The organism is Streptomyces sp. NPDC001787 (assembly GCF_040297465.1).
Lineage (GTDB): Bacteria > Actinomycetota > Actinomycetes > Streptomycetales > Streptomycetaceae > Streptomyces.
Genome location: NZ_JBEOZE010000056.1, coordinates 21,275 through 32,155 on the forward strand (window position 1 = coordinate 21,275; position 10,881 = coordinate 32,155).

At 72.2% G+C, this 10,881-nt stretch carries 8 protein-coding genes and 1 pseudogene; 6 read left to right on the forward strand and 3 right to left on the reverse strand.

Annotation, left to right across the window (positions count from 1 at the left end; translation table 11 throughout):
• Positions 1–7 precede the first annotated feature (7 nt).
• The gene (locus ABT170_RS39790; RefSeq protein ID WP_351875997.1) at positions 8–4,717 is read right to left on the reverse strand and encodes an Lhr family ATP-dependent helicase; all 4,710 of its coding nucleotides are present in this window, start codon (positions 4,715–4,717) and stop codon (positions 8–10) included.
• A gap of 170 nt (positions 4,718–4,887) precedes the next feature.
• On the opposite strand from ABT170_RS39790, the gene ABT170_RS39795 reads away from it, so the two are divergent.
• From ABT170_RS39795 to ABT170_RS39805, 3 genes are read left to right on the forward strand one after another with little or no spacing between them, the layout of a single operon-like run.
• On the forward strand, positions 4,888–5,751 hold the full coding sequence (locus ABT170_RS39795) for an AraC family transcriptional regulator (RefSeq protein WP_329940473.1): 864 nt from the start codon (positions 4,888–4,890) through the stop codon (positions 5,749–5,751).
• A gap of 10 nt (positions 5,752–5,761) precedes the next feature.
• Positions 5,762–6,574, forward strand: a complete 813-nt coding sequence (locus ABT170_RS39800; RefSeq protein WP_351876002.1) for an AzlC family ABC transporter permease — start codon at positions 5,762–5,764, stop codon at positions 6,572–6,574.
• Positions 6,571–6,876: an AzlD domain-containing protein gene (locus ABT170_RS39805; protein WP_266924522.1), complete on the forward strand. Its 306-nt coding sequence runs from the start codon at positions 6,571–6,573 to the stop codon at positions 6,874–6,876. Before ABT170_RS39800 ends, ABT170_RS39805 begins: the two co-directional genes overlap by 4 nt.
• On the opposite strand, the gene ABT170_RS39810 is transcribed toward ABT170_RS39805, so the two are convergent.
• On the reverse strand, positions 6,877–7,791 hold the full coding sequence (locus ABT170_RS39810; RefSeq protein WP_351876005.1) for a hypothetical protein: 915 nt from the start codon (positions 7,789–7,791) through the stop codon (positions 6,877–6,879).
• Positions 7,792–7,871: 80 nt separating this feature from the next.
• On the opposite strand from ABT170_RS39810, the gene ABT170_RS39815 reads away from it, so the two are divergent.
• Together ABT170_RS39815 and ABT170_RS39820 are read left to right on the forward strand one after the other, a co-directional pair.
• The gene (locus ABT170_RS39815) at positions 7,872–8,066 is read left to right on the forward strand and encodes a DUF3046 domain-containing protein (RefSeq protein ID WP_329940476.1); all 195 of its coding nucleotides are present in this window, start codon (positions 7,872–7,874) and stop codon (positions 8,064–8,066) included.
• Positions 8,067–8,213: 147 nt separating this feature from the next.
• Positions 8,214–9,464: an AI-2E family transporter gene (locus tag ABT170_RS39820; protein ID WP_329940478.1), complete on the forward strand. Its 1,251-nt coding sequence runs from the start codon at positions 8,214–8,216 to the stop codon at positions 9,462–9,464.
• Here ABT170_RS39820 and ABT170_RS39825 read toward each other — a convergent pair.
• Positions 9,455–10,378 (reverse strand): SDR family oxidoreductase, encoded by a 924-nt coding sequence (locus tag ABT170_RS39825; RefSeq protein ID WP_329940477.1) that lies wholly within the window; start codon positions 10,376–10,378, stop codon positions 9,455–9,457. The two genes, ABT170_RS39820 and ABT170_RS39825, sit on opposite strands and share 10 nt — an antisense overlap.
• A gap of 298 nt (positions 10,379–10,676) precedes the next feature.
• Between ABT170_RS39825 and ABT170_RS39830 the strand changes: the two are divergent.
• Positions 10,677–10,881 (forward strand): annotated as a pseudogene (locus tag ABT170_RS39830) (recombinase RecA); the annotation flags it as partial.

The following is a 10,881-nucleotide window of genomic DNA, read 5'->3' on the forward strand; positions in this document are numbered from 1 at the left end:
GGACGGCTCAGGCGCGCAGACGCAGGCCTCTCGGGGTGGCGAGGAACCCGGCGGCCTCCAGCGTGCGGCCCAGCGGCGAGGTGAGGGAGGAGGCCCCATTGGTGCGCTCCACCGTGACGGTGCCGAGCGCGCCCGCGCCGGCCGCCTCGGCCAGGGCCCGGGCCGCCGCTCTCAGCGCCGGGGACTCGGGGTCGGACGGCCAGGCCAGCAGCGTCTTCCCACCGCGCTCCATGTACAGCGTCAGCTCGCCATCGACGAGGACGACCAGGGCCCCTGCCTTGCGGCCCGGTTTGTGACCCGCTCCGTCGGGGGACTCGGGCCAGGGCAGCGCGGCCCCGTACGCGTTCGCCGGGTCGGCGGCCGCGAGGACCAGGGCATGGGGCGCGGCCCCGGGATCCGTACGGTCACGGGCGGTGGACGCGGCCCGCAGCCGGTCGACGGCGCCGTCCATCGCGAACTGGGCGGCACCCAGGCCCTCGACGACATAGCCCCGGCGTGCCTGGCCGTTGTCCTCGAAGGCGGCGAGTACGCGGTACGTCGCGGAGAAGCCGCCCTCGACACCCTCCGCCTGCACCGCCCCCCGGGTCACCACACCGTGGCGGTCGAGCAGCGTACGGGCCAGGGCGTGCGCGCGGTGGGTCGGTTCCGGCTCGGCCGGGGGCAGCAGGGACCAGCGGCCCGACACGGTGGGCGGGCCGGTACGGGAAGCGGGACGGGCCGCAGCGGTGAGCGATCCGTACCGGCCGCGCGGGACGCTGCGTCGGGCACGGTGGGCGGTCGAGCCCGCTGTGCGCCCGGAGCCCAGGAGCGAGCGCAGCGGGGCGAGGGTGTCGTTGGTGAGACGGCCGGACCAGGCCAGGTCCCAGAGGGCGTCGGCCAGCTGCGGATCGGTGCAGTCCGGGTGAGTGGTGGCACGCACCTGGTCCGCGATCTGCCGGAAGAAGAGCCCGTATCCGCCGGAGAGGGTGGTGAGGACCGACTCGTGCAACGCGGACTGCTCCAGCGGGTGCGGGGGCGGCAGGAGCAGGGGTGCGCTGTCGGCCGGGTAGAGCGAGAGCCAGCCGTCCTTGCCGGGCAGGGAGCCCGCACCGGCCCAGACGATCTCCCCGGTCGTCGTCAGCTCGTCGAGCATGGCGGGGGTGTACCCCATGACCCGGCTCGGCAGGATCAGCTTCTCCAGTGCGGACGCGGGAACCGGGGCCCCCTGCAACTGCTCGACGGCACGGGCCAGTCCGTCGATTCCGCGCAGGCTGTTGCTGCCGACGTGCTGCCACTGCGGGAGGAAGGCCGCGAGCGCGGCGGGAGGAACGGGCTCCAGCTCATGGCGGAGGGCGGCGAGCGAGCGACGGCGCAAGCGGCGCAGCACGGTCGCGTCGCACCACTCCTGCCCGATGCCCGCCGGATGGAACTCGCCCTGGACGGTCCGGCCGGACACGGACAGCCGTTGGAGCGCCCCGTCGGTGACGGCGGTGCCGAGCCCGAAGCGGTCGGCGGCCCGGGTCGAGGTGAACGGACCGTGCGTACGGGCGAAGCGGGCGAGGAGATCGCCGAGCGGGTCCTTCACCGGTTCGGTGAACGCCTCCGGCACACCGACGGGCAGGGCGGTGCCCAGGGCGTCGCGCAGCCGGCCCGCGTCCTCGATCGCCGCCCAGTGGTCGGCACCGGCGATGCGGACCCGGATGGCCCGGCGGGCAGCCGTCAGTTCGGGTGCCCACTGCGGCTGCGCGCCCCGTTCGGCCAGCTCGGCGCCGGTGAGCGGACCGAGGACCCGAAGGAGGTCGGCGACGCCTTCGACGTCCTTGATCCTCCGGTCCTCGGTGAGCCACTGGAGCTCCCGTTCCAGCTCGGTCAGCACATCGGCGTCGAGCAGCTCGCGCAGCTCCGCCTGGCCGAGCAGTTCGGCCAGGAGGTGGGAGTCCAGGGAGAGCGCGGCGGCCCGGCGCTCGGCGAGCGGGGAGTCGCCCTCGTACAGGAACTGGGCGACGTACCCGAAGAGGAGCGAGCGGGCGAACGGTGAGGGCTCCTGGGTGGTCACCTCGACCAGCCGGACGCGCCGCGCCTCCAGATCGCCCATCAGTTCCGTGAGCCCGGGAACGTCGAAGACATCCTGGAGGCATTCGCGGACCGCTTCGAGGACGATCGGGAACGATCCGAACTCGGAGGCCACCTGGAGCAGTTGGGAGGCACGCTGGCGCTGCTGCCAGAGCGGGGTGCGCTTGCCGGGGCTGCGCCGGGGCAGCAGCAGCGCGCGGGCGGCGCACTCGCGGAACCGGGAGGCGAACAGCGCCGAGCCGCCCACCTGATCCGTGACGATCTGCTGGACCTCGCCCTTGTCGAACACGACGTCGGCCGCACCGACCGGGGGCTGATCGCTGTCGTACGCCGCGTCCGGCGGGGCCGGAGCCGGTCCTGCGCCGGAGGACACCCCGTCCGGTCCCGGGGCCGGATCGAAGTCGAGCAGGTCCAGGCCCATCAGATCGGCGTCGGGCAGCCGCAGCACGATGCCGTCGTCGGCATGCATGACCTGGGCGTCCATTCCGTACCGCTCGCTCAGGCGGGCGGACATCGCCAGCGCCCAGGGGGCGTGCACCTGGGCGCCGAAGGGGGAGTGCACGACGACCCGCCAGTCCCCGAGCTCGTCCCGGAAGCGTTCGACCAGGATCGTGCGGTCGTCCGGGACATGGCCACAGGCGCGGCGCTGCTCGTCCACGTACGACAGGATGTTGTCCGCGGCCCAGGCATCGAGACCGGCGGCGAGCAGCCGGAGCCGGGCGTCCTCCTGCGACAGCCCGCCGATCTCCCGGAGGAACGCGCCCAGCGCACGGCCGAGCTCCAGCGGACGCCCCAGCTGGTCGCCCTTCCAGAACGGCAGCCGTCCCGGAACACCCGGGGCGGGCGAGACGAGCACCCGGTCACGGGTGATGTCCTCGATCCGCCAGGACGTGGTGCCCAGCGTGAAGACATCGCCGACCCGGGATTCGTACACCATCTCCTCGTCCAGCTCACCGACCCGGCCGCCCCCCTTCTTCGGGTCGGCCCCGGCGAGGAAGACGCCGAAGAGCCCGCGGTCGGGAATGGTGCCGCCGGAGGTGACCGCGAGCCGTTGGGCACCGGGGCGTCCGGTGACCGTTCCGGCGACCCGGTCCCACACCACCCGGGGCCGGAGCTCGGCGAAAGCGTCCGACGGATAGCGGCCGGCGAGCATGTCGAGCACGGCGGTGAAGGCGGACTCGGGGAGCGAGGCGAACGGGGCCGCCCTGCGGACGAGGGCCAGCAGATCGTCCGCCTGCCAGCTGTCCAGCGCGACCATGGCGACCAGCTGCTGGGCGAGCACGTCCAGGGGGTTGGACGGGATGCGCAGCGCCTCGATGGCACCTCGGCGCATGCGCTCGGTGACCACGGCGGCCTGCACCAGATCGCCGCGGTACTTCGGGAAGACCACTCCGGTGGAGACCGCTCCCACCTGATGTCCGGCCCGGCCGACCCGCTGGAGACCGGAGGCGACGGACGGAGGGGACTCGACCTGGATCACCAGATCGACCGCACCCATGTCGATGCCCAGCTCCAGGCTGGAGGTGGCGACGACCGCGGGCAGCCGGCCCGCCTTCAGGTCCTCCTCGACCTGGGCCCGCTGCTCCTTGGAGACCGAACCGTGGTGCGCGCGGGCGAGCAGCGCCGGAGCGCCCTTCGCCGCACCGGACTGGGCCATGATCTCCGCGGGGGAGTGGGCCTCGGGGAGGGCTTCCCCCGGAGCCGGGGCGGATCCGTTCCCGTCGAACACCGCGCCGGTCGCGCGCTCGTACGCGATCTCGTTGAGGCGGTTGCACAGGCGCTCCGCCAGCCGCCGGGAATTCGCGAAGACGATGGTCGAGCGGTGCGACTGGACGAGATCGGCGATGCGCTCCTCGACATGCGGCCAGATGGACGGCTTCTCCGCCTGGTCGGCACCGCCGTCGGTGGCGGGGGAGCCACCCAGCTCACCGAGATCCTCGACGGGGACGACCACCGACAGGTCGAACTCCTTGGCGGACGCCGGCTGGACGATCTCCACCTTCCGCTGCGGCGAGAGGAAGCGCGCCACCTCGTCGACCGGCCGGACCGTCGCGGACAGGCCGATCCGTCGCGCGGGCCTGGGCAGCAGCTCGTCCAGCCGCTCCAGCGATACGGCGAGATGAGCGCCCCGCTTCGTACCGGCGACGGCGTGCACCTCGTCGAGGATCACCGTCTCCACCCCCGCGAGGGCGTCCCGGGCCGAGGAGGTGAGCATCAGGAACAGCGACTCGGGTGTGGTGATCAGGATGTCCGGAGGCCTGGTCACCATCGAGCGCCGCTCGGCCGGCGGGGTGTCCCCGGACCGGATCCCCACCCGCACCTCCGGCTCGGGGAGCCCGAGCCGCACCGACTCCTGCCGGATCCCGGTCAGCGGTGAGCGGAGATTGCGCTCCACATCGACGGCGAGGGCCTTGAGCGGCGATACGTACAGCACACGGCAGCGCTTCTTCGCCTCGGCGGGCGGCGGGACCGCGGCCAGCCGGTCCAGCGAGGCGAGGAACGCGGCGAGGGTCTTGCCGGAACCGGTCGGCGCGACGACCAGCACATCGCTGCCTTCGCCGATGGCGCGCCAGGCGCCCTCCTGCGCGGCTGTCGGCGCGCTGAAGGCCCCCGCGAACCAGCTGCGGGTCGCGGGTGAGAACGAATCGAGTGCGGAGCCGGCCATGTCCCCCATCGTGCACCCCGCCACTGACAACGGCCGGTGACGCGAGCGGCGGGGGCGCCCGGCCGGGCGTACGGGAGGGCATGGGCCGGGGGCGGGGAAGGGGGTCCGGTGCGGGCGGGGTGGTTCCGCCGGATCTGCGGGACATGGCCGGGACCTGCGAGAATTCGGCCATGGCGGGAGCGGGCGCGGCGAAGGAGTGGGCGAGGTACTGGCAGTACGCGGAACTGCCCGACCTCGATCTCCTGCGCGCCCGGTACGTCCGCCACACCTTCCCCCGGCACAGCCATGAGGGCTATGTCTTCGGCACCATCACCCGCGGCGTCGAGGACGTCGGGCTGCCCGGCGGAACGGTGCACGCGGGGCCCGGCACGGTCGTCATGATCAATCCGGAGGTGGCGCACACCGCCCGCGCCGGAGTGCCCGAGGGCTGGGTGTACGCGACGCTCTATCCGTCGGCCCAGGTGATCAACGACATCGCGGCCGATGTGACCAGCCTGCGCGGAACGGTCGGCTTCGCCGAGACCAGCGCGCACGATCCGCAGGCCGCCCGGCTGATCACCGAGATCCACCGTGCCGCGGAGGAGGGCAACGCGCTGGCCGCCGACAGCCTGCTGCGGGTCATGGTGGTGCGGCTGCTGAACCGGCACGGCAGCTCCCTGACCACCCCGGAGCCCCGCACCGCAGGAGCCAGGGACGCCGCCCGTGCGCGGGCCGTGCTGGAGGAGCGGATGACGGGGCCGCCCACCCTGGAATCACTGGCCGCCGAGCTGGGAACCAGTCCGTTCGCGCTGCTGAGGGCCTTCAAGAAGCAGTACGGGATGCCGCCGCACACCTGGCTCACCGACGCGCGCGTACGCCGGGCGCGCCGCATGCTCGACAGGGGGATGGCCCCGGCCGACGCCGCCGCCGCCGTCGGCTTCACCGACCAGCCGCATCTCAACCGCCATTTCACCCGGATCGTGGGAGTGCCGCCCGGCGCGTACCAGCGCGAACGCGCAAGAACGTACAAGACCGGCCCGGATGGCTCCCCGTAGCGTTCCGGGCGTGGCAGAACAGACAGCAACCTCTCAGAGCGCCGGGGCGGCCGGCCTCATACCCGGTGGGCGGACCGGCCGGTCGGACACCGGGGCCGCGCCCGGGAAGCCGGACGCGGCCGTCGTACGGGACGCGCTCGGCGTGGGCATCGCCGTCGGGCTCTCCGGCTTCGCCTTCGGCGTCACCTCGGCGGGATCAGGACTCACGCTCCTCCAGACCTGCGCGCTCAGCCTTCTCGTCTTCACCGGGGCCTCCCAGTTCGCCCTGGTGGGCGCCCTCGCGGCGGGCGGGAACCCGTACACCGCGGCGGCCGGAGCGTTCTTCCTCGGCGTGCGCAACGCCTTCTACGGCCTGCGCCTCTCGCAGCTGCTCGCCCTGCCGCGCGCGCTACGGCCCTTCGCCGCCCATTGGGTCATCGACGAGACGACCGCCGTCACGCTGCCCCAGCCCACCCGGCGGGCGGCGCGGATCGGCTTCACGGTCACGGGGCTCACCCTGTACGTGCTCTGGAACCTGACCACGCTGGTGGGCGCGCTGGGTGCCGAGGCGCTCGGCGACACCGACGCCTGGGGTCTGGACGCGGCGAGCCCCGCGGTGTTCCTGGCGCTGCTCGCGCCGATGCTGAAGAGCGCCACCGAACGCGTGACGGCGGCACTCGCGGTGCTGCTGGCTCTCGGCCTGCTGCCCGTACTGCCCGCGGGCGTGCCCGTCCTCCTGTCCGCGCTCGCCGCACCCGTGGTCCTGTTCCTGATGGGGCGCGCCAAGCAGGCGGAGAAGGCGGAGAAGGCGGACGGGGCGGAGCGGGCGGGGGAACACCGATGAACATCTGGATCGCCATCGGGCTCACCGCGGTCGGCTGCTATCTCGCGAAACTCCTGGGCCTCCTGGTTCCCGCCGGAGCACTGGAACGCCCCCTCGTGCAGCGGCTGGCCGCACTCCTTCCCGTGGCGCTGCTCGCCGCCCTCACCGCGCAGCAGACCTTCGGGGACGGCCGGCAGCTGATGCTCGACGCCCGGAGCGCGGGCCTCGCCGCCGCGGCGCTGGCGCTGATGGTGCGCGCACCGTTCCTGGTGGTCGTCGGCGCCGCTGTCGCGGTCACGGCGGGCGTACGGGCACTGGGCTGATCAACTGAGGCGGCCGTACGCCCGCAGGGTGTGCAGGGCCTTCAGCGTCACCAGGGGCCGTCCCTCCAGCTCCGTGCCGGGGGCCCACCGGCGCCAGTTCACCGGCCAGCCGCCGTCCTCCCGCTGCTCGGCCGCCAGGTGGTCGAGCGAGCGGTCCAGCTCCTCGTCGGTGAACCACCGCCGGGCCAGCGAGCCGGGCGTACGGGCGTAGTCGTACGGGAAGTGGTGCTCACCCGGTGCGTATCCGGGCGAGCCCGGGTACTCCGCGCGCCGCTCCGGATCCAGCACCGCCAGCCGCTGCTCGCGCACCAGGAGTCCCAGGCGTCCCGCCGCCGCCTCGGCGCGGGGCCGGTCCGGGGCACCGTCCAGGAAGGCGACCGCCGCCTCGATCTCGTACGGATGCGACTGCTCCAGGGCATCGACGGCGGCCCAGCAGAAGTCCGTGGCCCGGAAGAGCCAGGCGTGCCACACCTGGTTGCGGTGCAGCAGCCCGACGACCGGACCGGTGGCCAGCAGCTCGGCGGGCGGGTTGTCGACGATAGGGATGAACGGGGCGGCGGGGTAACCCCGCTGAGTGGGGAGGAGAGCGGGCAGAGCGCCCTCCTTGGTCGACACATCGGTCAGATACCGACAGATTCGCTCCACCCGCAGGCCATTGCAGCGGCCGATCGAGTCGAGAACGCTCAGGGCGTGCGCGGTGGGCAGCGGCTGGCTCACCGGGCCCCGGAGGTCGGGTTCGAGGGCGTGGCCGTATCCGCCGTCCTCGTTCAGGTAGGCGGCGAGCGCGGTCTCGACGGCGTCCGGGCTCCCGTCGAGGAAGTCGTGGGCGAACCGCCGCTGTTCGAGGACGCGGGCAGTGAGCCAGATGAACTGTTCGGCGCGGGCGAGTGGGGGGTTAGCTCCGGTTCCAGCCATGGACCGACCGTAGAGCGGAAAGTGCTGTCGGCAGATGCGTAGCGGCCCGGCTGCACTCTCAGGAGCGCGATACTGGTGGCATGCGGTTGACGATTTTCTGGGAACGGATGGCGGACCACTTCGGTGAGGGGTACGCGGATTCGTTCGCGCACGACCATGTGATGGCCGAACTCGGCGGCCGTACGGTCCACCAGGCACTCGCCGCCGGATGGGACGCCAAGGACGTCTGGCGCGGGGTCTGCACCGCTGTGGACGTCCCCGCCGACAAGCGCTGACGGGGCGGGCGGCGGGCTGTCACCGGCGTAGGCGAGACTTGTTCCGTGGCACCGACAGACGAGACCGCCCAGACCCAGCCGTCCACCTCCCCGCCCGTCCCTCCGGCCGCGCCACCCGCGCCGCCGAACGGCGACGGTCCGGTCCGCATGCCCGGCTGGCTGCCGCGGGCGATGGTGCTGGCTCTGGCGCTCTACGCCTGTTTCCAGCTCGGCAGCTGGGCGTTCGACCAGCTCATCGGGCTGTTGATCAATGTGCTCATCGCGTTCTTCCTCGCCCTCGCCATCGAGCCCGCGGTCAGCCGGATGGCAGCCCGCGGTATGCGCAGGGGCCTCGCCACGTTCCTCGTGTTCCTCGGTGTGCTGATCGCCGGGGTCGGCTTCGTCGTGCTGCTCGGCTCGATGCTCGCGGGCCAGATCGTCGACATGGTCGACGAGTTCCCCAAGTACCTCGACTCGGTGATCAGCTGGGTCAACCAGACGTTCAACACCGATCTGTCCCGGGTCGAGGTCCAGGACAGCCTGCTGCACTCGGACTGGCTGCAGAAGTATGTCCAGAACAGCGCGACCGGTGTGCTCGATGTCTCCACCACGGTGCTCGGCGGGCTGTTCCGGCTGCTGACGATCTTCCTGTTCTCCTTCTACTTCGCGGCCGACGGCCCCCGGCTGCGGCGCGGGCTGTGCTCCGTGCTGCCGCCGGCCCGGCAGGCCGAGGTGCTGCGGGCCTGGGAGATCGCGGTCGACAAGACCGGCGGCTATCTCTACTCGCGCGGCCTGATGGCGCTGATCTCCGGCATCGCGCACTACATCCTGCTGGTGATCCTCGGAGTGCCCTACGCCCCGGCGCTCGCCGTCTGGGTCGGTCTGGTCTCGCAGTTCATCCCCACCATCGGCACGTATCTGGCGGGGGCCCTGCCGATGCTGATCGCCTTCACCGTCGACCCCTGGTACGCGCTGTGGGTGCTCGGCTTCGTCGTGGTCTACCAGCAGTTCGAGAACTATGTGCTCCAGCCCAAGCTCACCTCGAAGACCGTCGACATCCATCCCGCGGTCGCCTTCGGTTCGGTGATCGCGGGCACGGCGCTCATGGGCGCCGTCGGCGCGCTGATCGCGATTCCGGCGGTTGCCACGCTCCAGGCGTTCCTCGGCGCCTATGTGAAGCGGTACGACGTGACGGACGACCCGAGGGTGCACGGCGGCAGCCGTCGGCTGCGCGGCGAACCGGTGCTCTCACGGATTCGCCGGGCGATGTCCACTCCCGGGAACGGGGAACCGGACGGCCAGGACGGCCAGGACGGCCAGGACGGACCGGGGGCATCGGACGGGCGGGGCGGCGCGGACGGGCCGTCCGGATCTGACGGATCTGACGGATCCGGGGGTGCGGGCGGGCGTCAGCGGTAGCCGGTGACGTCGGCCGGCAGTCCCGGGTCCTGGACCTCGGTCATGTACCGCCAGGCGTCGGGCCGGCTGCCGTCCAGGTCGGTGAAGCCGTAGACCCGCGCCAGCTGCCCGCTGGACAGCGACTTCCCGTTCCAGCGCGCCACCTCGGGGTCCTGGGCGAGTGCGGCCACGGCGCGGCCGACGAACGCCGGGGTCTCGGAGATGGCGAAGTGGGGCGAGTGCGCGACCGCGTCGTGCCAGGTCGCCTCGGTGACCCCGTGGGCCTGGAGCATGGCCTCGGACCTGAGCCAGCCGGGCGTGAGCGACACCGCGGTCGCGCGATGGGGCGCCAGTTCGTGCGCGAGGGCGAAGGCCATCCGGTTCACCGCGGCCTTCGCCAGGTCGTAGAAGAACGAAACCCGGTAGTGGGCGGCGTTGTACTCGTCCGTCCCGTCGGTCACCTCGACGACCAGGCCGCCCGGTGTCTCGATGAGCAGCGGGAGCGCGAAGTGGCTGGTGATGGCATGCGTGTCGACGGCCAGCCGCAAGGTGTGCAGTCCGGTGTCCAGGGACGACTCCCACACCGACCTGTTCCATTCGATCTCGGCGCCCCAGATGTCGTTCACCAGAAGGTGCAGGGCTCCCTGCTCGCTGGAGATACGGGCCACCAGCGCCCTCACCTGGTCGGGAACCAGGTGATCCACCTGTACGGCGATCCCGCGGCCGCCCGCCGCGTCGACGAGGGCCGCTGTCTCCTCGATCGTCTCGGGCCGGTCCATCTCGGAACGCTCGGACCCGCTGGTGCGGCCGGTGACGTACACGGTCGCTCCGGCGGCGCCCAGCTGAACGGCGATTCCCCGGCCCGCGCCGCGGGTGGCACCCGCGACGAGCGCGACCTTCCCCGCGAGGCCGCGGTCCGCACGGCCGGAGTCCATGGGGCGGGAACCTGAAAAATCCGAGCGAGATGTCCGCATATGGCGGGAATCTAGCATGGGCCTCAGGGGATTTCATTGACTTGATCATTGCTGGCTGCTATAAGGCGCTACTCTCGGCTGTGCGGGCCCGGCGTGGTGCGCTTGACACTGAAATCGAACATCCATTCTCATGGGATTCCGGCCGGGTTTTCCCGGGCCCGACCGTGGAGTTGTCCACAGGCCGGGAGGACGTCGAGGCCCATTGTCAGTGGCAGGGGTTAGCGTCTTTGACGTGAAGCGATCGACTCAAGCAAATCGGGTGGAACCCATGGCAGGAACCGACCGCGAGAAGGCGTTGGACGCCGCACTCGCACAGATTGAACGGCAATTCGGCAAGGGCGCGGTGATGCGCCTCGGTGAGCGGCCGAACGAGCCCATCGAGGTGATTCCCACCGGGTCGACCGCGCTCGACGTCGCACTCGGCGTCGGCGGCCTGCCGCGCGGCCGTGTGGTGGAGGTGTACG

Coding starts and splice junctions, on each gene's coding strand:
- ABT170_RS39790 (WP_351875997.1), bottom strand. CDS start 4,717: ATGGCCGGCTCCGCACTCGATTCGTTCTCACCCGCGACCCGCAGCTGG.
- ABT170_RS39795 (WP_329940473.1), top strand. CDS start 4,888: ATGGCGGGAGCGGGCGCGGCGAAGGAGTGGGCGAGGTACTGGCAGTAC.
- ABT170_RS39805 (WP_266924522.1), top strand. CDS start 6,571: ATGAACATCTGGATCGCCATCGGGCTCACCGCGGTCGGCTGCTATCTC.
- ABT170_RS39810 (WP_351876005.1), bottom strand. CDS start 7,791: ATGGCTGGAACCGGAGCTAACCCCCCACTCGCCCGCGCCGAACAGTTC.
- ABT170_RS39815 (WP_329940476.1), top strand. CDS start 7,872: ATGCGGTTGACGATTTTCTGGGAACGGATGGCGGACCACTTCGGTGAG.
- ABT170_RS39820 (WP_329940478.1), top strand. CDS start 8,214: ATGCCCGGCTGGCTGCCGCGGGCGATGGTGCTGGCTCTGGCGCTCTAC.
- ABT170_RS39825 (WP_329940477.1), bottom strand. CDS start 10,378: ATGGACTCCGGCCGTGCGGACCGCGGCCTCGCGGGGAAGGTCGCGCTC.